This is a genomic window from Tabrizicola sp. (genome assembly GCF_030694085.1).
Taxonomy (GTDB): domain Bacteria; phylum Pseudomonadota; class Alphaproteobacteria; order Rhodobacterales; family Rhodobacteraceae; genus Tabrizicola.
Genome location: NZ_JAUXZE010000091.1, coordinates 28,068 through 48,906, shown reverse-complemented (window position 1 = coordinate 48,906; position 20,839 = coordinate 28,068). Strand labels below are relative to the sequence as shown.

The 20,839-nt window shown below is 62.4% G+C and carries 23 protein-coding genes and 1 pseudogene; 15 read left to right on the top strand and 9 right to left on the bottom strand.

Annotated features, from left to right (window positions below; all coding sequences use genetic code 11):
* Positions 1 to 156: helix-turn-helix domain-containing protein (locus Q8M85_RS23450; protein WP_371135165.1), on the bottom strand; the 156-nt coding region annotated here is incomplete at its 3' end.
* A gap of 561 nt (positions 157 to 717) precedes the next feature.
* On the opposite strand from Q8M85_RS23450, the gene Q8M85_RS20985 reads away from it, so the two are divergent.
* Entirely contained in the window at positions 718 to 1,437 is a 720-nt protein-coding gene (locus Q8M85_RS20985) for a ParA family protein (protein ID WP_305548354.1), read from the top strand.
* 247 nt (positions 1,438 to 1,684) lie between these two features.
* A complete protein-coding gene (locus tag Q8M85_RS20980; protein ID WP_305548352.1) occupies positions 1,685 to 2,080 on the top strand; it encodes a hypothetical protein in 396 nt (131 codons plus the stop codon).
* A gap of 98 nt (positions 2,081 to 2,178) precedes the next feature.
* On the opposite strand, the gene Q8M85_RS20975 is transcribed toward Q8M85_RS20980, so the two are convergent.
* Positions 2,179 to 2,835, bottom strand: a complete 657-nt coding sequence (locus Q8M85_RS20975) for a LuxR family transcriptional regulator (RefSeq protein WP_305548350.1) — start codon at positions 2,833 to 2,835, stop codon at positions 2,179 to 2,181.
* A gap of 962 nt (positions 2,836 to 3,797) precedes the next feature.
* Here Q8M85_RS20975 and Q8M85_RS20970 point away from each other — a divergent pair.
* Positions 3,798 to 4,031 (top strand): WGR domain-containing protein, encoded by a 234-nt coding sequence (locus Q8M85_RS20970; protein ID WP_305548348.1) that lies wholly within the window; start codon positions 3,798 to 3,800, stop codon positions 4,029 to 4,031.
* A 33-nt stretch (positions 4,032 to 4,064) separates the two neighbouring features.
* Here the strand turns inward: Q8M85_RS20970 and Q8M85_RS20965 are convergent, their stop codons facing one another.
* The gene (locus tag Q8M85_RS20965; RefSeq protein WP_305548346.1) at positions 4,065 to 4,427 is read right to left on the bottom strand and encodes a polymer-forming cytoskeletal protein; all 363 of its coding nucleotides are present in this window, start codon (positions 4,425 to 4,427) and stop codon (positions 4,065 to 4,067) included.
* A 304-nt stretch (positions 4,428 to 4,731) separates the two neighbouring features.
* On the opposite strand from Q8M85_RS20965, the gene Q8M85_RS20960 reads away from it, so the two are divergent.
* The 3 genes from Q8M85_RS20960 to Q8M85_RS20950 all read left to right on the top strand — a co-directional run bounded on the left by Q8M85_RS20960 (position 4,732) and on the right by Q8M85_RS20950 (position 5,784).
* Positions 4,732 to 4,905 (top strand): hypothetical protein, encoded by a 174-nt coding sequence (locus Q8M85_RS20960; RefSeq protein ID WP_305548344.1) that lies wholly within the window; start codon positions 4,732 to 4,734, stop codon positions 4,903 to 4,905.
* 202 nt (positions 4,906 to 5,107) lie between these two features.
* Entirely contained in the window at positions 5,108 to 5,377 is a 270-nt protein-coding gene (locus Q8M85_RS20955; RefSeq protein ID WP_305548342.1) for an antitoxin, read from the top strand.
* On the top strand, positions 5,374 to 5,784 hold the full coding sequence (locus tag Q8M85_RS20950; protein WP_305548340.1) for a type II toxin-antitoxin system VapC family toxin: 411 nt from the start codon (positions 5,374 to 5,376) through the stop codon (positions 5,782 to 5,784). The genes Q8M85_RS20955 and Q8M85_RS20950 overlap by 4 nt, the downstream gene beginning before the upstream one ends.
* A 289-nt stretch (positions 5,785 to 6,073) precedes the next feature.
* On the opposite strand, the pseudogene Q8M85_RS20945 reads toward Q8M85_RS20950, so the two are convergent.
* The 3 genes and pseudogenes from Q8M85_RS20945 to Q8M85_RS20935 all read right to left on the bottom strand — a co-directional run.
* Positions 6,074 to 6,310, bottom strand: a pseudogene (locus Q8M85_RS20945) (transposase); the annotation flags it as partial.
* 48 nt (positions 6,311 to 6,358) lie between these two features.
* A complete protein-coding gene (locus Q8M85_RS20940) occupies positions 6,359 to 6,892 on the bottom strand; it encodes a cation:proton antiporter (protein ID WP_305548338.1) in 534 nt (177 codons plus the stop codon).
* Positions 6,893 to 7,472: 580 nt separating this feature from the next.
* Positions 7,473 to 8,222, bottom strand: a complete 750-nt coding sequence (locus Q8M85_RS20935; protein WP_305548335.1) for a cyclic nucleotide-binding domain-containing protein — start codon at positions 8,220 to 8,222, stop codon at positions 7,473 to 7,475.
* Between the two features lie 161 nt (positions 8,223 to 8,383).
* Between Q8M85_RS20935 and Q8M85_RS20930 the strand changes: the two genes are divergently transcribed.
* From Q8M85_RS20930 to Q8M85_RS20890, 9 genes are all read left to right on the top strand, one after another.
* Positions 8,384 to 8,935 (top strand): hypothetical protein, encoded by a 552-nt coding sequence (locus Q8M85_RS20930; protein WP_305548332.1) that lies wholly within the window; start codon positions 8,384 to 8,386, stop codon positions 8,933 to 8,935.
* Between the two features lie 12 nt (positions 8,936 to 8,947).
* The gene (locus tag Q8M85_RS20925) at positions 8,948 to 11,125 is read left to right on the top strand and encodes a NosR/NirI family protein (protein WP_305548329.1); all 2,178 of its coding nucleotides are present in this window, start codon (positions 8,948 to 8,950) and stop codon (positions 11,123 to 11,125) included.
* Positions 11,126 to 11,139: 14 nt separating this feature from the next.
* A complete protein-coding gene (gene nosZ, locus Q8M85_RS20920) occupies positions 11,140 to 13,092 on the top strand; it encodes a TAT-dependent nitrous-oxide reductase (RefSeq protein WP_305548327.1) in 1,953 nt (650 codons plus the stop codon).
* Positions 13,093 to 13,095: 3 nt separating this feature from the next.
* Positions 13,096 to 14,418 (top strand): nitrous oxide reductase family maturation protein NosD, encoded by a 1,323-nt coding sequence (locus tag Q8M85_RS20915; RefSeq protein ID WP_305548324.1) that lies wholly within the window; start codon positions 13,096 to 13,098, stop codon positions 14,416 to 14,418.
* Positions 14,384 to 15,280, top strand: coding sequence for an ABC transporter ATP-binding protein (locus tag Q8M85_RS20910; protein WP_305548321.1), 897 nt, complete (start codon positions 14,384 to 14,386; stop codon positions 15,278 to 15,280). Before Q8M85_RS20915 ends, Q8M85_RS20910 begins: the two co-directional genes overlap by 35 nt.
* Positions 15,277 to 16,098, top strand: a complete 822-nt coding sequence (locus tag Q8M85_RS20905) for an ABC transporter permease (protein WP_305548319.1) — start codon at positions 15,277 to 15,279, stop codon at positions 16,096 to 16,098. The genes Q8M85_RS20910 and Q8M85_RS20905 overlap by 4 nt, the downstream gene beginning before the upstream one ends.
* Positions 16,095 to 16,652, top strand: a complete 558-nt coding sequence (locus tag Q8M85_RS20900) for a nitrous oxide reductase accessory protein NosL (RefSeq protein WP_305548318.1) — start codon at positions 16,095 to 16,097, stop codon at positions 16,650 to 16,652. Before Q8M85_RS20905 ends, Q8M85_RS20900 begins: the two co-directional genes overlap by 4 nt.
* A gap of 3 nt (positions 16,653 to 16,655) precedes the next feature.
* Complete coding sequence (locus Q8M85_RS20895; protein ID WP_305548317.1) at positions 16,656 to 17,546, top strand: FAD:protein FMN transferase; 891 nt, start codon at positions 16,656 to 16,658, stop codon at positions 17,544 to 17,546.
* 125 nt (positions 17,547 to 17,671) lie between these two features.
* Positions 17,672 to 18,049, top strand: a complete 378-nt coding sequence (locus Q8M85_RS20890; RefSeq protein WP_305548315.1) for a hypothetical protein — start codon at positions 17,672 to 17,674, stop codon at positions 18,047 to 18,049.
* Between the two features lie 89 nt (positions 18,050 to 18,138).
* Here Q8M85_RS20890 and Q8M85_RS20885 read toward each other — a convergent pair whose 3' ends face one another.
* The 3 genes from Q8M85_RS20885 to Q8M85_RS20875 form a co-directional block, all read right to left on the bottom strand.
* Positions 18,139 to 18,348 (bottom strand): DUF1858 domain-containing protein, encoded by a 210-nt coding sequence (locus tag Q8M85_RS20885; protein WP_305548314.1) that lies wholly within the window; start codon positions 18,346 to 18,348, stop codon positions 18,139 to 18,141.
* Between the two features lie 269 nt (positions 18,349 to 18,617).
* Positions 18,618 to 19,022: a single-stranded DNA-binding protein gene (locus Q8M85_RS20880; protein WP_305548312.1), complete on the bottom strand. Its 405-nt coding sequence runs from the start codon at positions 19,020 to 19,022 to the stop codon at positions 18,618 to 18,620.
* Positions 19,023 to 19,632: 610 nt separating this feature from the next.
* On the bottom strand, positions 19,633 to 20,658 hold the full coding sequence (locus Q8M85_RS20875) for an IS110 family transposase (RefSeq protein WP_305548309.1): 1,026 nt from the start codon (positions 20,656 to 20,658) through the stop codon (positions 19,633 to 19,635).
* Between the last annotated feature and the right edge of the window lie 181 nt (positions 20,659 to 20,839).

The window sequence follows — 20,839 nt, the reverse complement described above, 5'->3', positions numbered from 1 at the left end:
GGCGGAGACAGCGGAACGGCCCCGGCCGATGACGTTGTAGACGGTCTTGGGCGAAACCTTCAGCGCCGCGCTGATCGCACCAACCGAGACGCCTTTCGCCCGTTCCCGGACGATCTGACGGCGCTCCTGATCGGTCAGTCTCCGACTGCTGCCCATGTGAAGTATACGTTCCTATTTCTTGCCAACTTCGTACAAGCCCGCCTTCTCCCAGCACAAGCGGAGAAGGCACCAAGGGCTTGTACTCAATGTAGAAAATCGGCCTCGGAGGCCGATTTGACGTCCTTTGGCAAATGCAGCGCGCATCGCGCTCCATGCAACGCGTCCCGCGTTCTCTGCACTGCGCATCGCGTCCTTTGGACCGCGTTATGCGCGCCCCGCAGCACGTCGTCTGGCAGGCGTCAAATGGTAGATGCTGCCCGCATCCCGCCTGGCGCCAGATGGCTCACGTCCTGCGCGGGATGCATTGCGTTTCGTGCATCCGGAGCTATGGCCGATGTCGAGTGTTGCACGGCATCTGCAGGCTGCATCGCGCCAACTGGAGGACGCCCTCTGTCGCACGTACGGTGCCTTCCGCCATATGTGCGAAGCACCGTGCGCCCCGCATCCCGCCTCTGGGACCACGCATCCCGCCTTCTGCTTGACGCCGTCGCATGCGGAGGTTAGCGACGACACAACATCTTTGCTGCATATAACCACTTTTGCGAGAGGTCCGTCCCCATGCCGAACGACAATCTCGTGGTGATCGCCGCGATGGCCCGGAAAGGGGGGAGTGGAAAGACCACGCTTTCGCGCGCCCTGATCAGTGCGGCCGTTGCCGCCGGGCGTCGGGTCCTGCTCATCGACACAGACAGCACTGGCGTGCTCGGTACATGGCACAAGCGGGCAGAGGCTGCGGGTCTAGGATCACCTCTCCTGCGCTCTGCGACCGTCGAGAGCGTGGGCGCTGTGGATCGCCGGATCGAGCAGGTCTATGCAGCGGACTCGGCGGATTTCATCTTCATCGACACCGCGGGCGTCGGGGCCGAGTGGTCAGACGGGATCGCCGTTCTGGCCGACCACATCGTCACCCCGGTCATGCTTTCAACCTCAGATCTCGATGTCGGCGCGCAAACCGCCGACTGGTTCGAAAAGCTCCGCGCCCGCGTCGATGATCCTGCAAGCCTGCCCCGTCACCATGTCGTTCTGAACATGGTCGACCCTAAAACCACACGCGCCGATGCCGCTCTCATCGAAGCGGCAATCGCGCGATTTCCGGTAGTCGAGACTGTGATGATGCGCCGCAACGTCTACAAGGAGATGGACGAAAAGGGCCTCCTGCACGCTGTGGCCCTGCAGAAGCAGGCCGATCCCAACCCTCTCATGCGCCCGCATCTGCGCCACGTAGTCGAGGCTCTGGAAGAGGCGACCGACATCCTCAACAACATCCTGGCCGCGTGAGGGCAGGGCGGTGAGAAAGAAGATACCGACGATCACTCGGCCCGACCCGGCTTATGCTGCATCCCTGCGGCCAGAGGTGGGAGAAGACCCGGGAAGGGAAGAGGTTCTGCGAGCTGAGACGATGCCAGAAGCTGCAAACGTCGAGCCTGTGGTCTTGGACAGTCACGCTGTTTCGCCGCCAAGTACGCGGCCCGCGCCCGCTACTCAGCCCAGTCAGGAGACAGCCGGGCGAGCAGCATCCGCGGCCATGGTATCTCCCACCCGCCCGCGACGCAGTCCGGCGACGCGCAAGATCGACATCCGGGTGAACGCGCTGGAACGGCAGGAGGAAGCCCTGATCGACTGCGGCGTCGATCCCGCCCATGTCGTACGCGCCGCCCTGCGCCGCGCGGTGAAGAACTGGGAGCTTGGGCCAGACTTTGTCGCACCGTCAGAAGAGCAGCGTACGCGGATCACCGACTGGCGCGCACGCACCTCGCTGGCAGTCGATGCAGGCGCAGTAACCGCTCTCCTTCGCGCCCACGACCCGCTCGACGTGCTGAGCAAATGGACCCTGATCCGCGGGCAGTTAGAGCCCCGCGTATGGGCCGAAATCGACGCAATTCTGGACGAGATTGCGAAGCGAGCCACGTATTCGGCTTGAACTCTTATGAATCCGACACACTGCAAATGCTCGGCCGTTTACACTCGAAATGGCATCGGGCGGCGTGGCAGGGGAGAGCTAACCGCTTAGGCGGCTGTTCAGAAGGTCGGGTCAGTAAAGATCAGCCCGCGACGTGTGGCAATGGCAACGGCATGTACTGCATTACGCGCCCCGAGCACCTCCCGCGCACGCTCCAAGCGTTTCTTGATCGTTGCGGGGCTCACGCCACGCTGATCAGCGATTTCGTTATGCGTCATTCCTGCAGCCAGATCCCGCAAGGCCTCCAGTTCGACTTCCGTTAGGCCAGCATGTTCTCCAACCGCGTCGACGATCTCGTCGAGTATTTCTGCCAGGCTCTGCAGCTCAATCGCTCGCAACTCACGGTCTTCGCGTGCGCCAGACAGGACACAGAGGCAGTGACCCCCGGAAGGTCCTCTCGACGAGACAACGCCACCATAGTTCAGCCCGAACTGGCTGGCATGCTCCAAAATGTGTAGCCCTGGACCGCGGGAAAACCCAGCAGGGATCTCGCTCCATCGCGTCGAACCAACTGAGAAGCGGGCCCAAGCAACAATTGGATCGAACATGACATAACGGCGTTCCGTGTAGATGTTGACCCAGTCTGGAGGATAGGTCGACTGAAAGAACTCCGGTGTCAGATGCCGAATGTTCAGGGCCAGCATGTGACCGACCGGCACGATCTGACCCAGACGCGCTTCGAGGTTTTCGATGTTTGGCAAGATATTGTGCAGCATGGCGCCTCCTGCGGGTCAATAGCGCGGGCAAGATGCGGTTGGGAGTGGATTACCAGATTTGGTAACCGTCTGGAACAACCTAAGCGTGCATGTCACACCCCCGGCCAAGCAAGGCCGACTGTCCGATGGCTGCAGCTCCTAGGCTAATCCAATCCGGAGGGAACAGACGTGATCCATCATAGAACCATGCCACGCTCGACGACCGACACTGCTGGGTCTTCTGCGGCCGATTTGGTGGCGACGTTCTTGGTAGCCTGGGAAAATGCCGCGATTTCCTACGAGCGGTTGCTCGCAACTGGACTTGCGCAAGGCGATCATGAGCTCGCCAAAGACCAGAACTATGCGCGGCTCCTGAAGGCGGGACAGTGCATCCTATGGATCGGTGGCCATCGGGCGACCATACATGCTGCTCGCCTAATCGCGAGACAGGTTCCTGGCGGATCGGCCGAGCACTTCGACAGGCTCTGGTGCGGTCTCATGCGGCATGGAATTGCCTGAACCGTCCGACCGCCGGCCATGGTCGCCATACGCAGGGCTGAGAACGCCCTGCTATCAATTTCACAACGGAAAGCATCATGAAGAAAGAGCCGCGCCTTTCTGCGCGTCCCGTCGCACGATTGATCTGCGCAGAGACGGAAATGACCGTCGGATACACGTACGAATGGAACAACGGCGACAGACAGCCGGCATGGCTTGGACCACGCGTGAAGACCGTGCGCTCCGTACCAATCGCAGAAATGCAGAACGAGCATGTAGGCATTGACCCTGTCATCGGGCCAACCCGTGACCGTGCAGTAGGTTAGAGAACAGGCTTGCGACCCGGATCAGTGGCACTCGACGAGTGTGGTCCTGCATTGAAGCCAAGGAGCTCATCAGGTTTCGGAATCGGATCCTGCAGATAGATTCAGAAACCTGATTGGACTTGGTTCCGCCGGGAGGGCATCCTTTCTGTTGGAGGTCCTATGCAGCCAATCCATCTCCACCGCGTAATCGCCGAAGCCAACATGGCCCGGTTCTATCACGTTGACATCGCACCAACGCTTTTCGGTGAAGTCTCCGTGTTGCGTAGCTGGGGCCGCATCGGGTCGCACGGACGGACAAGCGTCGAGACCTGGGTGACGTCTGAGGAGGCGGAGACCGCCGCAACCCGAACCCTGCGTCAGAAGGCGCAACGCGGCTACTTCGCGGTGCTCTGAATGCGCTTGTCTGACCTGCCAGGCTGAAGTCCTTTAGGCTCTGCTCTGCAGCCGGCCTTCAAGCTCCGCACCTGCCTCGACTGCAATCCGTTCATGGCTAACGTCGGCATGAACAACAGCGCTAGGCGAGAGTTGGACGTTGCGCGCCGAGATCATGCCGGAAACCGCTCCGAGCACTGAGAGGTCGTTTGCGACGACGGAGCCTTCAACCCGACCGGAACCGGCGATGACGATATCGGGCGCGCGCATCGAGCCAATGATCTTGCCGTGCATGTCGATTGGACCGCTGGAGGTGACATCCCCCTCGACGACAAGGTCCTGGGCAAGAACACTCCGGCGCGCGTTTGCGCCGGCCGGGTCAGGCCAACGGTCGAGGTCGCCATGTGGTATCTTCATCTGGGTGCCGCCTCAGCTCAACTTCGTGCCGCCAGATTGGACCAGAAGCGAAATGAAAGAGCAACTTGCGGCGCCGAGATCGGCAACGAAGCGCGGCAGCCCTCGGCATTGCACAACTCGTCCGGCAAGGATCGTCTGCCTGTCGTCCCTCACGAGCTATAGATTCTACGTCTATCGCTCATCCGTGGCCTTCAGACCGTTGGTTGGTGTGGTCCACCGTTGGAACCACGACAATGAACGGCTAGGGTATTCCGGTGAACTTCAGGCGAGCGTAGTGATGATGGAACACGAAGAGCGTGGTAGCTTGACCGATACCGACTTCAACTTCAGGCATGAGCAATTCGCAGGCGAGATGCAGCGGCGCCTCGCTCTTCCCTTTGATGCCTGGGAAACCATCGGCAGGGGAGACCCTATAACAACCGGAGCCCGGGCTCATCTTGCCCGCCTTGCCGAATCCGGCAATGGAGACATGGCCTGAAACACTCGGGTCGTGTTCACTGTTCGACCGCGACCTTTTCGTCTCCGCTGTCCAGATCCCATGCGTGACCGGTAGGTCCCACAGCTAATCGGGTGTAATTGGGTGCAGAAACGGGTTGCAAGAAACTTGTGTTTCCGAAGCGCCTGCTTGAAATCGCGGCGACGTACATGTATATGTTCATGCATATGCAACGGAGGTCGCCATGCCGCAAGCTCACACCCATGACCACTTGCCGGGCCGGGAAGCCAAGCTTTTCCGCAACAACAAGAGCCAGGCTGTGCGCATCCCGGCCGACTTCGAAATGCCGGGCGATCGTGTGATGATCCACCGCGACGGGGACCGCCTTATCCTCGAACCCGTTCGACGCCGGAGCCTTCTGGCCGTGTTGGCCGATCTTGAGCCTCTTGGTCCGGAAGACCAATTTCCCGACGTCGACGAGACACTCTTGCCCCCACGCGAGGTCGACTTGTGAGCCGACTTTACATGCTGGACACGAACATCGTGTCCGATCTGGTACGCAACCCGCAGGGCCCGGTCACGCTGCACATCGTAAGGGTCGGGTCCGAGGCAGTCTGCATCAGCATCATCACCGCCGCTGAGCTTCGCTACGGCTGCGCGCGGAAGGGGTCAGCCAAGCTGCTCGCCAATGTCGAGGCCATTCTGAGCAGCATCCAGGTCGTGGCCTTCGATGTCCCGGCCGATGCGGAATATGGTGGGATCCGGGCCGAGCTTGAAACCGCTGGCAAGCCGATCGGCCCAAACGATCTCCTGATCGCGGCCCATGCCTACGCGTTCGGGGCAGTCTTGGTCACAGCCAATACAGGTGAATTTTCTCGTGTGCGGGGCCTGCAGGTCGAAAACTGGCTGAACCCACCTTGAGGCACGACGACGGATACCGAAGAAGAGGTCACTATTTGTTTTTCTGTCAGTGTGTTACATTAAAACTGATAATAGTAGTTATGCAATCTAACCAACGATGACCCATGATCGGCCATAGGTCGATCGGCTACTGCGACCCTTGGTCTCAGTGGATCATCACCTTGGTCTTGGGTTTGCGTCGCCAGGCTGCAGCCAGGTTGATCATCATGAGGAGCTGGGCGGACCAGCCGCGGTGGCGCGCCAATGGCTTCTCTCACTGGGACTCGCGCGCGAAGTACGCCGTTGTGTGTCTTAGAATGTCGAACTCCTCGGTGACCCGAGCAACCTCCCGCTTCAGTCGTCGATTCTCCGCTTCGCGGTCAATGCCACTCACCTTCGGCGCAGGCTCCGCGAAAAGTCTAAGCCACTGGTAGAACGAGTGCGAACTAACCCCCAAACGTCGAGAAACCTCCCAAACCGGATACCCACGCACTGTAATCTGCTGCACCGCATCACGCTTGAACTCGTCGCTGTAGTTGCTCGTCCCCGTCTCGGCCTCCTTGCCTCAAAGTAAAGGGGCAAAGCGTCTACAAATCTAGGGGCACCTCAGACCGGCTTCGGCCGTCAGGGTGAAGCGGACAGGGTGCTCGCCACCTTCGAGCGGTGGGCCGACCTGCACATCGCCCGCCAGCACGGGATCGGTCGGGGACAAGGACGCACCGAGAAGCACTGCACCTGCGACGGTCATTCCAGCCAGAGCCCAGCCCAGAAAGGCCACAGCGGCAATCGTCAGCGGCATGGCGATCAACAGAAGATGTACGGTCGGCCTCCAGCGGCTCCAGTTGTTGATCCTGTCGATCCGCAAGCCGGTCGCGAAGAGGACGACGATCACCACGATCTCGCTGGTCGTCTCCCAGATGCGGGGCGAAACCGTCGGATCGAGGGCAGCAGGCATGCCGGGCACGAAGGTGAAGGCCAATAAACCGAGGATCATCAGGATCGCCGACGATGACGTAAATCGCAGAAAGTAGATACGCGGCAGAAGATACGCATTGAACACCGCTGCGCCCAACGCCGCCATGAGCACATGGATAGGGGAAAAACCGAAGAAGGTCTCAGCATCTGACATGGCGTTGCTATCTCCTAGATCGGCGCGTGAACGACGGCAGGAGGCCGCTCGACCTTGAAGCAGCGATATGTTGGTGATCACTGCGATACAACCGGAGAACGGGTGAAGGGAGGCACAGTTAAGGGAAAGGACCCTCCGTTACGGATAACTGGCTAGCTGCTCGGAGGAGCTCCAACGCGGTGCACCGATCGGGACGACCGGCAGCTATGGGCCGAAGGCATCCGCATGGACGCAAAGGGCGGAAAGCAGACGCTCGCAGGTCTGGCAAGGATTATTGGGCTCATTGTACCAGCGATTGGACCCACACTCTTCCCAACTCATTTAGAGATGTCCTTCCGTCAAGCAAAAGGCTTATCTCGGCAGCATTTCTGGTGGAAGGCGCCGGGCCTTGATATTCTATGCCGGATCAAAATCGCCGTTACCAGTTGCATGAAATGGTACGCCATCGCTTGATCCATCAATCTTCTTTCGCGCAGATGGTTGAGCCGCGCGAAATGTGCGTTCGCCACAGCTTCGATTGGGCCGCTGCCCCTCTGCCGCGCGAACCGTAGGGACAGGGTGCTTGCAGGGGTCGGGATCGTCAGCGCACCGGCAAAGCGGGGCCGGGAAGGCTTACGCCGCCGCTCATCCTTTCAGGGTCGGGCCCGTCGATCAGCACATCGGGCGGACAGGCCGCCATCAGTCGGGCCCGATCGGTGATCGTCACTGTCTGCCCCTTTAGCGAAACCCCGTCTGCCTCCAGCGCCTTGATCGCACGTGACAGGTTTTCTGGCGTCATCCCGAGGTATGAGGCGACCAGCCGCTTTTCCACCAGCAGCACGAAACGGTCCACACCCCCGGCGAGTTGTGACTGCTTCAGCAGGTAACAGGCGATCCGCTCGCGCGAATTGCGCAACTTCAGGTTCTTGGCGTGCCGCGCCATCGACCGGAAGGCCCCAGCGAGTTCGCCGACGATCGAGACGGCAAACTCCGGGTCGTTGCGGAAGATCGCCCGCAGGTCGGACGCGGGGACCAGCAGCAGACGCGAGGGTTCCAGCGTGCGGGCAGACATCAGATAGGGCAAGTCGCGCACGCAGGCGGCCAGGATGAAGGTTCCGACCGGCTGGACGACCGCCATGGTCGTCTCTCGGCCCTGCCAACCGGCATAAAGCTCGACGCTGCCTTCCACGACGACATGAAGGAAATCCGCCCGTTCTCCTTGCCGGATCAGCTCAAGGCCAGCGGGGAAGCGCTGCGCATAGGCCCCCTGCATCAGCGCCGCGAAATTGGCTTGTAGCATGTTGCGAAAGAGGGGGAGCTGCCGGGTTTCCGCCAGGTCTTCGGGACGCATTCGGCCTCCATTCTGGATTGATGCAGTTCAGGTCCATGGGCGAAGAAAGTCAATCCTTGGACCGAAAGCAGCGGCACCTGCGGTCCTGTTCGCAGCCAATAAAGTCAAGACAGCGACCGGCTCTGTCAGCGCAAAGGCACGGGGTAAGTCGGACAGAAGAAATGTGCCGCCTGTCCAGCTATGACTTGATCTATATCAATCAATCGCAGGCCACGCTCCGCTATCAAAACGCCATGCAACGCATCGCGCACAGCCTTTCCTGCCTTGTACTTGCGTTCGCCCTAATCCTGACCGGACCGGGCGGGGCAGGTCCTGCCAAAGGTGAAATGCTGGTAGAGCTTTGTGCCGATGGCGCGACCAGCCTCCTGTGGATCGATGCCGAGGGAAACCCTGTGACGCCCGGCCCTGCTCACATCAAGTGTCTGGATTGCCTTCTTTTTTCTGCCCCATTGCCCAACCTTGCCGATGGTCTGTTGAGCATCGATCCGCTGCCGTTAGCTCCCGGCATGTCCCTGTCGGTGGCGCGACCAACCCACCCCGTCGCCCATCTTCATCCCATTCCCCGCGGCCCGCCTGCCGTGAAAGGTGACATCTTGCGCCTTGGGAGCCTGCGCCACGATTTCAGGTCCTTTGAGCCTCTGGCCACATTGTCGCTTGAGTTCCATCAAGCCGTGCTCATGGCCAAGGTTACCGACCCTCGGGCTATCCTCTGAAAGCGCCCGAACATGATCCTTCCCCGCCTCCTCTCCCTCCTCTTGCCGCTGATGCTGGCCGCCATTCCTCTTAGGGCCGAGCCGGTCTTGCCGCAGTTCCTGGACAAGGTTCCTGCAAGCGAGCTTGTCGCGGGGGCTGATGCATATGGCCCTGTGCAGGTCGACCCCCCGGTCGCCCCAGTCCTGAAGGGCGGCGAGACGGTAGGCTATGCCTTTATCACCAGTGATTTCGTCACGACCACCGGCTATTCCGGCAAACCCATCCATACGCTGGTTGCGGTAGACCTTGACGCGCATGTGACCGGGGTGAAGCTCGTCAAGCACTCCGAACCCATTGTCCTGATCGGCATCCCCCAGGCCAAGATCGACGCACTGGCCGCGGCCTATATCGGCCTCGATCTGGTGGCCGAGGCGCAGTCGGGCGGCACGTCGCATGAGGTCGACATCATCTCCGGCGCGACCGTGACAGTGATGGTGATCGACGACAGCATCGTGCGCGCAGGCCTGAAGGTGGCGCGGGCGCTGGGGCTGGGGGGGCTTGCGGTGGATGCAGCACCTACCGGGCCGGTGTTCGAGCTGAACGCCGATGCGCCGGCCGCAACGGATTGGATGACGCTGGAAGGCGACGGCACGCTGCGCCGCCTGTCGCTGGATGTGGGGCAGGTGAATGCGGCCTTCGCGGCACTTGGTGACGAACGCGCCACCGCCCGCGCCCTGACCGAGGCGCCGGAGACGACCTTCATCGAGATGCAGGCGGCCCTGGTCTCGCATCCTGCCGTTGCCAAGGCGATCCTGGGCGAAGGCGAGGCCGCGAACCTGCCCAACTGGCTTGCACCAGGGGAGCATGCGCTGGTGATCGTCGGCCGCGGGATCTACAGCTTCAAGGGCTCGGGCTATGTCCGGGGCGGGATCTTCGACCGGATCGTGCTGATCCAGGACGATGTGTCCGTCCGCTTCCGCGACAAGATGCACAAGCGGCTGGGGGCGGTCGCGGTCGAGGGCGCGCCAGAGTTCACCGAGACCGACCTGTTCAAGATCCCGGCCGATGTGGGCTTTGACCCGACGAAGCCGTTCCGGCTTCAACTTCTGGTCCACCGCGAGGTCGGGCCGATCGAGAAGGTCTTCACCACCTTCGACCTGGGCTACCAGCTGCCGCCGCAATACCTGCGCGCCGTGGCCCCCCCGCCGCTGCCCGAGGCCGTGGCCGAGGTCACCACCCGGGACGAAGCCGCCGCGCATCAGGCCCTGTGGAAGCGGATCTGGGCCGACAAGCAGGTCGAGATCGCCATCACCGCCGCGATGCTGGCCGTGCTGACGCTGGTCTTCTTCTTCCAGGGCCTCGCCACCCGCAATGCACGTGCCTTCTGGTGGTTCCGCATGGGCTTCCTGACCGTGACGCTGGTGTTCCTGGGCTGGTATGCCAATGCGCAGCTTTCGGTCGTGAACCTGATGGCGCTGTTCGGCGCGCTGGTCAGCGGATTCAGCTGGCAGGCGTTTCTTCTGGACCCGCTGACCTTCATCCTGTGGTTCAGCGTGGCCGCCGCGCTGCTGTTCTGGGGCCGGGGGGCCTATTGCGGCTGGCTGTGCCCCTTTGGCGCGCTGCAAGAGATCACCAACCAGATCGCGCGGACGCTGCGCATCCCGCAATGGACGCTGCCCTGGGGCCTGCACGAAAGGCTTTGGCCGGTCAAGTACATGATCTTCCTTGGCCTTTTCGGCGTCAGCCTGATGAGCATCGAACAGGCCGAAGCCTATGCCGAGGTCGAGCCGTTCAAGACCGCCATCGTGCTGAAGTTCGTCCGCGCCTGGCCCTTCGTCGCCTATGCTCTGGCGCTTTTGGCCGCCGGGCTGTTCGTCGAACGCTTCTACTGCCGCTACCTGTGCCCGCTTGGCGCGGCGCTGGCGATCCCGGCGCGGATGCGGATGTTCGACTGGCTGAAGCGGTACAAGGAATGTGGCAACCCCTGCCAGACCTGCGCCCACCAGTGCCCGGTCCAGGCGATCCATCCGACCGGGGAGATCAACCCGAACGAGTGCGTCAACTGCCTGCACTGCCAGGTCCTGTACCAGTCCAAGACCATCTGCCCCGTCGTCATCAAGCGCGACAAGCGGCGCGAGGCCGCTGCCGCCTCAACCGCGCGCGACCTCTCAGGGCACCCCAACACACCCAAACTCAACCCCCTCCATTGAAAGGAGTTCCGACCATGACACAGGAACAGAAATCCGGCCTCTCTCGCCGCGCGCTTTTGGGCGCGACGGCCGGAGGCGCCGCCCTTGCCGGAGCGGTCGGCGGCGGTCGCCTGGCCCTGACCGGCGGCGCTGTCGGCGTCGGCGCGCTTGCCCTGACCAGCGGCGCGGCCCTGGCCGCCGGTGACGGCAGCGTCCCCCCAGGCCAGCTTGATACGCATTACGGCTTCTGGTCCTCGGGCCAGACCGGCGAGATGCGGATCCTTGGCATCCCGTCCATGCGCGAACTGATGCGCGTCCCGGTCTTCAACCGCTGCTCGGCGACGGGCTGGGGCCAGACCAATGAATCGCTGCGCATCCACCAGCGCACGATGACCGACAAGACGAAGAAATACCTGGAAGCCAACGGCAAGAAGATCCACGACAACGGCGACCTGCACCACGTCCACATGTCGTTCACCGACGGCAAGTATGACGGCAAGTACCTGTTCATGAACGACAAGGCGAACACCCGCGTCGCCCGGGTCCGCGTCGACGTGATGAAATGCGACGCGATCCTGGAAATCCCGAACGCCAAGGCGATCCACGGGATGCGCCCGCAAAAGTTCCCCGGCACCAAGTACATCTTCTGCAACGGCGAGGATGAGGCGCCGCTGGTCAACGACGGCTCGACGATGCAGGACGTGTCGACCTATGTGAACCTCTTCACCGCCGTCGACGCCGAAGCGATGCTGCCCGCCTGGCAGGTCATGGTTTCCGGCAACCTGGACAACTGCGACGCGGATTACGAGGGCAAGTGGGCCTTCTCGACCAGCTACAACAGCGAAATGGGCATGACGCTGGCCGACATGACCGCCTCCGAGATGGACCACGTCGTGATCTTCAACATCGCCGCCATCGAGGCCGCCGTTGCGGCGGGCGAGGGGCAGGAGCTGAACGGCGTGCGCATCCTGGACGGCCGCAAGGACGCGAAAAGCCAGTTCACCCGCTATATCCCGATCGCCAACAACCCGCACGGCTGCAACATGGCGCCGGACAAGAAGCACCTCTGCATCGGCGGCAAGCTTTCGCCCACCGTCACCGTGCTGGACGTGACGAAATTCGACACCCTCTTTGACTCCGAAGTCGACCCGCGCAGCGTCGTGGTGGCGGAACCCGAACTTGGCCTTGGCCCCCTGCACACCGCCTTCGACGGGCGGGGCAATGCCTATACCTCGCTGTTCCTGGACAGCCAGGTGGTGAAGTGGAACATCGAGGACGCGATCCGCGCCTATGCCGGAGAGGCGGTGGACCCGATCAAGGACAAGGTCGACGTGCAGTATCAGCCCGGCCACCTTAAGACGGTGATGGGCGAGACGTCGGAGGCCGAGTCGAACTGGCTGGTCTGCCTGTGCAAGTTCAGCAAGGACCGCTTCCTGAACGTCGGCCCCCTGAAGCCGGAAAACGATCAGCTGATCGACATCTCGGGCGACAAGATGGTGGTGGTGCATGACGGCCCGAACTTCGCCGAACCGCATGACGCCATTGCGGTGGCCGCGTCGAAGGTGAACCCGCTGTCGGCCTGGGACCGGAACGACCCGATGTGGGCCGAAACCCGCCGGCAGGCCGAGGCGGACGGGGTGGACCTGGACGACTGGCAGGACACGGTGATCCGCGACAAGGACGACCCGAAGAAGGTCCGCGTCTACATGTCCAGCCAGGCGCCCAGCTTTGCGCTGGAAAGCTTCACGGTCAAGGAAGGCGACGAGGTCACGGTGATCGTCACCAACCTGGACGACATCGACGACCTGACCCACGGCTTCACCATGGGCAACCACGGCGTCGCGATGGAGGTCGGGCCGCTGGCCACCTCGTCCGTCACCTTCACCGCGGCCAACGCCGGGGTCTACTGGTACTATTGCCAGTGGTTCTGCCACGCGCTGCACATGGAGATGCGCGGCCGGATGTTCGTGGAACCCACGGGGGCCTGACCGATGCGCGCCCTTGCCCTTTTCATGCTGCTTGCCGCGCCCGTCTGGGCGGCGGAGGTGCATGTCCAGCCGGGCACGGGCACGCTGGCCGCAGCCATTGCCGGGGCCGACCCCGGCGATGTGCTGATCCTCTCTGGCGGGGCCTATCTTGGCCCCGTCACCATCGACCGCCCTCTGACGCTGCGGGGCGACGGTCTGGCCACCGTGGAGGGCCAGGGCCGGGGCAGCGTGATCACCGTCACGGCGGCTGACGTGGTGCTGACCGGCCTGCACGTCACCGGGTCGGGCAGCGACAACCAGGCCATCGACTCGGGCATCAAGATCGCAAAGGGCGCCGACCGCGCCCGGATTCAGGGCAACCGGCTGACCGACAACATGCATGGCGTGGACGTGCACGGGGGCGTTGACACGCTGGTCACTGGCAACAGCATCGAAGGCCGCCAGAATCACCGGATGAACGAACGCGGCAACGGCATCTATATCTGGAACAGCCCCGGCACGGTGATCGAGGGCAACACGGTGCGCTGGGGCCGCGACGGGATCTTCTCCAACGCCTCGAAGAAGGGCACCTACCGCAACAACACCTTCCGCGACCTGCGCTTTGGCGTTCATTACATGTACACGCATGACAGCGAGGTGTCGGGCAACGTCAGCATCGGCAACCACCTGGGGTTCGCGATCATGTTCTCGGACCGCGTGGTGGTAAGGGACAACCTGTCGCTGGGCGACCGCGAACACGGGGTGATGCTGAACTTTGCCAACGGCGCCGATGTGGCCGGAAACCTGGTGCGCGGCGGCACGAAGAAATGCCTGTTCATCTACAACGCCCACAAGAACCTGATCTTCGGCAACCGCTTCGAAGGCTGCGGCATCGGCATCCACTTCACCGCCGGATCGGAACGTAACCTGCTGACCGGAAACGCGTTCCTGGGCAATCAGGAACAGGTGAAATACGTCGGCACCCGCTTCATGGAATGGAGCTATGAGGGGCGCGGCAACTTCTGGTCCGATCATCCCGCCTTTGACCTGAATGGCGACGGCATCGCCGATGGCGTCTTTCGCCCCAACGACCTGATGGACCATATCCTGTGGTCCCAACCCGCCGCGAGCCTTCTGACTGGCTCGCCCGCCGTGCAACTGGTGCGCTGGTCGCAGTCTTCCTTTCCGGCGATCATGCCGGGCGGGGTGACCGACAGCCACCCGCTGATGCAACCCCACACCATTCCCGTCCCGTCCGACATCGCGGCCTTTGGAGCCGAAGTCGAGGGGCGCTGGACCGAAGGCACATTCGATGACATCGACGTTGACGATCTCGGATCTCACTAAGCGCTTTGGCGAGATCGCGGCCCTGACCGGGGTCAGCCTTTCTGTTGCCCCCGGCGAACGGGTGGCTTTGCTTGGCCATAACGGCGCAGGCAAGTCGACGCTGATGAAGATCATCCTGGGCCTGATCCCGATGACCAGCGGACAGGTCACCATCTGCGACGCCGCCCCCGGGTCCGCCGCGGCCCGGTCCGCCGTGGCCTACCTGCCCGAAAACGCGGCGTTCCATCCGGCGCTGACGGGCCTAGAACAGATTCGCCACTACCTGCGCCTGCGGGGCGAAAGCCCGTCGCTCGCCATGGGCCTGCTGGAGAAAGTCGGCCTTGCGCAGGCCGCCCGCCGCCGGATCGGCACCTATTCCAAGGGCATGCGCCAGCGTGTGGGGTTGGCCCAGACCCTGATCGGCCATCCGCGCCTTCTGGTGCTTGACGAACCCACCTCCGGCCTCGACCCCGTGTCCCGGCGTGAGTTCTATGCGCTTCTTGATGACCTGGCCGCGCAGGGTGCTTCGATCCTTTTGTCGTCGCATGCCTTGACAGAGGTTGAGGCGCGGACCGACCGGATCCTTATCCTGTCCAAGGGCCGCCTTGTCGCCGAGGGCAGCTTGGCTGACCTCCGCCGCCGCGCCAACCTGCCGGTTACGCTGCATGTGACGGCGCGAAATGGGTATGCGTCGGATATTTGTGCCCATTTGCCGGAGTCGATCCTGGTTGACGGTGCTTTGCACCTGACTTGCCCGCAGTCCGAAAAGCTGGAAACCCTTGGCCGGATCACTGGCCTTGGCGACAAGGTGGCCGACCTCGACGTGCTTCCCCCCAGCCTTGAGGACCTTTACGCCCATTTCAGCCGGGGGCCGCAGCCATGACCCGCATCCTGTCCACCGCCGGGACCGAGTTCCGCATCGCGCTGCGCAACCGCTGGGTCGCCATCGCGCTTGTCCTCATGGCGGTCTTTTCGCTGGTTCTTTCGCTTGCCGGGTCCGCCCCAACGGGGGGCCTTGGCGTCGACCGCCTATCAGTGATCGTCGCATCGCTGACCTCGCTGTCGGTCTACCTGATTCCGCTTCTGGCCCTTCTCATGAGCTTCGACGCCATCGCCGGCGAAGCCGAGCGCGGGACGCTGCCCCTCCTTCTCGCCTATCCGACTGCGCGGGAAGAGGTACTTATCGGCAAGCTCCTCGCCCACCTTGCCATTCTGACCCTTGCCGTCCTTCTTGGCCACGGCCTGGCCGCAAGCGTCGCCTTCTGGACCGACGAGAACGCCCTCGACGGCCTTCCCGCCCTTGCCCGGCTGAGCTGGTCCTCGATCCTGCTGGGGGCCACTTTCCTTGGCGCGGGCTATGCGCTGTCGTCCCTGTCCCGCCGCCCCTCGGGCGCAGCCGGCCTTGCCATCGGCCTCTGGCTTGGCCTGGTCGTCCTCTATGACCTCGCCCTCCTTTCGGCCATCGTCGCCGACAATGGCGGCTGGTTCACGACCGAAGCCTTTCCCATCGCGCTAATCGCCAACCCCGCCGATGCCTTCCGCCTCTTCAACCTCACTGCCTCTGGTGCCACTGCCGCTGCAGCCGGGGTAGCGGGTGCCGCTGACGCCATTCCCCTGTGGCAGTCGCTCACCTCTGTCCTGCTCTGGCCCCTCGTGGCACTGGCGCTTGCCGCTGCCGCCTTCCGAAAGGTCACCCCATGAAACGCGCGCTTCTTTTCGCCCTGTTGCTTTCTGCCTGCCAGGAAGAGCTGGCCCAGAACACCGACCCGCTGCCGCTGACCCCGGAAACCGTAGGTCATTTCTGCCAGATGAACCTTCTGGAGCATGAGGGCCCCAAAGGTCAGGTGCATCTCGACGGTCTGCCCGGCATGCCATTGTTCTTCAGCCAGGTCAGCGATCTGGTCGTCTACCTGCGCCTGCCTGAACGGAGCAACCCGGTTCTGGCGATCTACGTCAGCGACATGGGTGCCGAGGGCGCGACTTGGGCCGCGCCGGGCGTCGCCAACTGGACGGATGCCAGAACCGCGCATTACGTCGTGGGCTCCGGCGTCGAGGGCGGCATGGGCGCGCCGGAGGTTGTGCCCTTCGCCGATCCCGCCGAGGCTCAGGCCTTTGCCGCCGAGCGGGGCGGCGTCGTGATGGCGCTGGACGACATCCCCGACAGCGCCGTTGCTGCACCGCCTTCGGCAGCCGCGACGGGCGAGGATGATTATGCGCGCCGCCTGAAGGCGCTTGCCGACAAACCCGAGGGCTAAGACATGCTGACTCGCCGCCGCTTCATCGCCATTTCCGCCGCAGTTGCACCTTCCATGGCCCTGGCAAACACTGGGCCCTATGTCGAAACCGGCATCGCGCTGGGGGCCAGGGTGACCCTGCGCCTGCACCATCCCGACGCCCCCCACCTGGCGACCATGGCAATGGAGGAGATCCGGCGGCTGGAAGGCATCTTCTCGATATACCTGCCGACGTCCGACCTCAGCCGCCTGAACCGGGATGGCACACTGCCCGCGCCGCCCTTCGAACTCCTTGAGTGCCTCAGCCTTGCCGGGGCCATCCATGCGGCCAGCGACGGGCGGTTTGATCCGACTGTCCAGCCCCTGTGGGCTGCCGAAGCCAAGGCAACCCAACGCGGGCATCCTCTGACCGACTCCGAACGTGCAGCGGCCAAGGGCCTGACCGGTTGGGCTGGCATTACCCTGTCGCCCGATGCGATAAGCCTGCGACCAGGCATGGCGTTGACGCTGAACGGTATCGCGCAAGGCTACATCGCCGACCGGGTGGCGGCACTTCTTTCCAGCCATGGTCTGACCCGTGCGCTGATCGATACCGGAGAACTGCGCGCCCTGCCGGAAGGCCGCTGGACCGTCCATCTGCCCGACCGCGAACTCCCGCTGGAAGGCCGTGCCCTTGCGACCTCTTCCCCGCTTGGCTTGACTTTCGGCGGCGATGGGCGTACCAGCCACCTCATTGATCCCTCCCTCGGTCGCCCGATCCAGCCCAAATGGCGATCCATCTCGGTCTCGGCCCCATCGGCCGGGTTGGCGGATGCGCTGTCGACCGCCGCGTGCATGATGGACCTCAAGGAACGCATCATCGCCCTCTGCGACCAGGTGCGCGGTGCTACCCTCGAATCCGCTATCTCGATCTAGAGGGGAAGCTCGCGACCGAACAGGAAGCCTGCATCATCGCCGTCACCCATGACGAAAAGATCTTCGACCGCCTGATCCATCTGCGCGATGGTAGCCTCGTGGAGCGCTGAACAAAGGAGGAGGCCATGCCTACCCGCTCTCGTTCCGTCACTGCTGCCGCCATCGTTGCCGTCATTTTCGGGCTGCTGACGATCTTCTCCGGCGGGCGCGCTCTGTTCGGGGGGGCCGACATGGGCGCTGTTGTGCCCTTCGTGCTGTGGTTCAACTTCCTGGCCGGTTTCGCCTATGTCGTCGCGGGTCTGGGTCTTTGGTATCGCACCAGCTGGGCGGCCAGCCTCTCGATCTTCATCGCACTGGCAACCGCAGCCGTGATCGCCACCTTCCTCTGGAAGGTCTGGAGCGGGACGGCATACGAGGCGCGGACCATGGGTGCCATGGGGCTTCGCCTTGCCACCTGGGTAGTAATCTCGATCGTCGCGGCCAGAGGCGGTCGGGCAAGCTGACAGTCTCGCCGGTGAAGCTCTCACGGCCACTGATCGAGACCGCCTGACCTATACGACGCATTACGGGTCTGTGCAGGTTCCGGAAAGTTTCACCCGCCAACTGCGTCGCGCAATTCAGCGCGAAACACAACCTCGTTCAGCCCGTATTCTTCACAGGCGTCAATAACCGTGTGAAAAGATACGATTGGGCAGCCGAAACAGAGCATGCGATTTGATAGAAACACGCTCACTGTTGCCGGCCAGTGCCGGAACAGCAAGACGAGTGGTAAATCTGGGTCGTCAATCCTTGGCTCGCACATGATGCATCCCAATCAATAAGAATACAGTTCTGGAATTCTGAATATTATAGCGGCTACGTCATTGCGCTGGGACAACGTTCACCTGAGGTTGCGTGCATAATATGAACCGCTCCTAGATGTCGTTTTGGTAGCTTCTGGATCCGCGGTAGCTGGGCGCGAGTCCCGAATGTTCGCCTTGGCTCCGACTATGATGACCGGCAGCTATGGGCCGAGATCAACTGAGCCCGGCGGGTTTCCCCGCCGGGCCTAAGGGGGAGACCCCGTTCTTTTCAGAACGGGATCTCGTCGTCGCGGTCGACCAGCTCGGGGTTTTCGCTCTCGGCCGACTTCGGGCGGCTCAGGAAGTCGACCTTCTCGGCGATGATCTCGCAGCCGTAGCGGTCGGTGCCGGTTGCGTCGGTCCACTTCGTATAGTGGATGCGACCGTGGACGAGGACCTTCATGCCCTTCTCGCAGTGCTCTGCGACGGTCTTGCCGAGACCATTGAAGCATGTGATGCGGTGCCATTCGGTGTCCATGACCCGGTAGCCGTTCTCGTCGCGCATCACGCGACCTTCCGAGAGGCACGGCCGCGAGGTGACCAGGGTGAAGTTGGTGATCTTCGTGCCGTTTTGGGTCGAGCGCACTTCGGGCTTCTGACCGATGTTGCCGGCGAGGATGACGATGTTCTGCATGGTAAGCTCCTGTGTTTTCTGTCCCTGGGACCGTCCCTTCGACAAGACCCGGAAAAAGCCTGTCGGCTGAGGCGTGCACGGGCGACGGAACGGCGACCGGAAACCTCCACAGGGCCGGGGTGGTGCGGGCAGCCCCGAAGGGGCAACACGGCACGGACTGACGCGGGGTTGCGCGCCAGAGGCCGAACAGGCTTTGGGGACTGTCAGTCGAAGGGAGGGCACCGGGGATGGAGGCGACCTGGCTCTTGCAGAACTCGTGCTTCCTTGCCTAGGCAACGGGGTGAAAGCGCTTGCGAACCGGACGACCCTGCGGACCAAGCCAACTTCATCCCCCTTCTATGGTTGCCGCCCGTGATGCAAGTTGCTTTTGACGCTTCCTGAGGTGTGATCGAGTGCGGTCTTCTATCAGGCCTTTTGTGCGGCATTTCAGAAGCCGCTGGCCGGTATGGAGATCAGCGGATCGGGTCCAAATCTACCCTGCGAGCTATCATACTCATGGGGGCGCACTGGTTTCCCCGACCCAGATCTGTTCGATCATTTGCCCATTCAGGTCATCGGCTTCCTACACCTCCCGTTGGCCGGCCTCAGGTTTAACTGCGAAACATGAACTTCACGCTGCAGTCATCGTCGCCGGTTCCCGGTAGTCTTCTTGTTTCATGAGCAGCGCCCAGATTTGCCGGGCCATTTTGTTTGCCAGCGCGATCGCCACCAACATCTTTGGCTTTCGTTCGAGCATCCGCGCCAGCCAGCTGCCCTCAGGAATACCGCGACGACCTCGAGGCGTGAGCCGTGTCATGGCGCCCATGATCAGCAGGCGCCTTATGTCCCCCTGCCCCGCTTTCGAGATTTTTCCAAGCCGCTGTTTGCCGCCCGAGGAATGCTGCCGCGGCACAATTCCAAGCCAGGCCGCAAAAGCTCGACCTGACTCAAAGGTCTCCATGGGTGGTGCGAAGGTTTCAACAGCCAGTGCAGTAAGCGGCCCCACACCCGGTATGGTCTGCAGCCTACGCGTCACACTCGCCTGCGCTGACAGGGCGGTCGTCGTCCTCGTTCGGGCCTCGATACGGCCTGATTTTTCCGAGATCTGATCCAGCAGGTCGAGGCAATCCGCTAGAACCAGGGGATGCAGCCCATTGTCCGGATCAAGCAGCAAGGCCTCGATGCGCCCGACGTGCGCGGCACCCGTGGGGAAAACATGCCCATGCTCATAGAGCACGCCACGCAGCGCATTGATCAGTTCAGTGCGTTGGCGGACAAGACGGTCGCGAGAGCGGAAAATTGCCGCGCGCGCCTGCTGTTCTTCGGTCTTCGGCTCGACAAACCGCATCTCAGGTCGCTGCGCCGCAACGACAATCGCCTCAGCATCGGCAGCGTCGTTCTTTTGTCTTTTCACGAACGGGCGCACGTACTGAGGCGCAATCAGTTGGACTTGATGCCCAAGTTCAGCCATCACACGTGCCCAATAGTGCGCTCCCCCACAGGCTTCCATAACAACGACTGCAGGAGCATGGTCCGACATGAACTTAAGGAACTGTGATCGGGTCAACTTCTTCCGAAACAGCACCTCGCCGGTCATCGCCGCTCCGTGGAGCTGAAAGACAGACTTTGCCAAATCCACGCCAATCATAGTATCCATTATATGCCGTCCTCTCCGTTTTGTGGCTCTGAACACCACAATCTTGGCACATCGCGATGCCGTTTGGGGAGGGCGGCAACCATTCCATCTGCCCTATCTGCTTCAGTTTTTTGCCACCGTCTTCTTTGGATTTCGGAATGCCGACAAGACGTCGGCGCAGTGGGCCTGTCAGGCTCTTGAG

What these genes read in the sequence shown, in the direction of transcription:
- Q8M85_RS20985 (WP_305548354.1), top strand. Translation starts at nt 718, where the DNA reads ATGCCGAACGACAATCTCGTGGTGATCGCCGCGATGGCCCGGAAAGGG.
- Q8M85_RS20980 (WP_305548352.1), top strand. Translation starts at nt 1,685, where the DNA reads ATGGTATCTCCCACCCGCCCGCGACGCAGTCCGGCGACGCGCAAGATC.
- Q8M85_RS20975 (WP_305548350.1), bottom strand. Translation starts at nt 2,835, where the DNA reads ATGCTGCACAATATCTTGCCAAACATCGAAAACCTCGAAGCGCGTCTG.
- Q8M85_RS20970 (WP_305548348.1), top strand. Translation starts at nt 3,798, where the DNA reads ATGCAGCCAATCCATCTCCACCGCGTAATCGCCGAAGCCAACATGGCC.
- Q8M85_RS20965 (WP_305548346.1), bottom strand. Translation starts at nt 4,427, where the DNA reads ATGAAGATACCACATGGCGACCTCGACCGTTGGCCTGACCCGGCCGGC.
- Q8M85_RS20955 (WP_305548342.1), top strand. Translation starts at nt 5,108, where the DNA reads ATGCCGCAAGCTCACACCCATGACCACTTGCCGGGCCGGGAAGCCAAG.
- Q8M85_RS20940 (WP_305548338.1), bottom strand. Translation starts at nt 6,892, where the DNA reads ATGTCAGATGCTGAGACCTTCTTCGGTTTTTCCCCTATCCATGTGCTC.
- Q8M85_RS20935 (WP_305548335.1), bottom strand. Translation starts at nt 8,222, where the DNA reads ATGCGTCCCGAAGACCTGGCGGAAACCCGGCAGCTCCCCCTCTTTCGC.
- Q8M85_RS20930 (WP_305548332.1), top strand. Translation starts at nt 8,384, where the DNA reads ATGTGCCGCCTGTCCAGCTATGACTTGATCTATATCAATCAATCGCAG.
- Q8M85_RS20925 (WP_305548329.1), top strand. Translation starts at nt 8,948, where the DNA reads ATGATCCTTCCCCGCCTCCTCTCCCTCCTCTTGCCGCTGATGCTGGCC.
- nosZ (WP_305548327.1), top strand. Translation starts at nt 11,140, where the DNA reads ATGACACAGGAACAGAAATCCGGCCTCTCTCGCCGCGCGCTTTTGGGC.
- Q8M85_RS20915 (WP_305548324.1), top strand. Translation starts at nt 13,096, where the DNA reads ATGCGCGCCCTTGCCCTTTTCATGCTGCTTGCCGCGCCCGTCTGGGCG.
- Q8M85_RS20910 (WP_305548321.1), top strand. Translation starts at nt 14,384, where the DNA reads ATGACATCGACGTTGACGATCTCGGATCTCACTAAGCGCTTTGGCGAG.
- Q8M85_RS20905 (WP_305548319.1), top strand. Translation starts at nt 15,277, where the DNA reads ATGACCCGCATCCTGTCCACCGCCGGGACCGAGTTCCGCATCGCGCTG.
- Q8M85_RS20900 (WP_305548318.1), top strand. Translation starts at nt 16,095, where the DNA reads ATGAAACGCGCGCTTCTTTTCGCCCTGTTGCTTTCTGCCTGCCAGGAA.
- Q8M85_RS20895 (WP_305548317.1), top strand. Translation starts at nt 16,656, where the DNA reads ATGCTGACTCGCCGCCGCTTCATCGCCATTTCCGCCGCAGTTGCACCT.
- Q8M85_RS20890 (WP_305548315.1), top strand. Translation starts at nt 17,672, where the DNA reads ATGCCTACCCGCTCTCGTTCCGTCACTGCTGCCGCCATCGTTGCCGTC.
- Q8M85_RS20885 (WP_305548314.1), bottom strand. Translation starts at nt 18,348, where the DNA reads ATGTGCGAGCCAAGGATTGACGACCCAGATTTACCACTCGTCTTGCTG.
- Q8M85_RS20880 (WP_305548312.1), bottom strand. Translation starts at nt 19,022, where the DNA reads ATGCAGAACATCGTCATCCTCGCCGGCAACATCGGTCAGAAGCCCGAA.
- Q8M85_RS20875 (WP_305548309.1), bottom strand. Translation starts at nt 20,658, where the DNA reads ATGGATACTATGATTGGCGTGGATTTGGCAAAGTCTGTCTTTCAGCTC.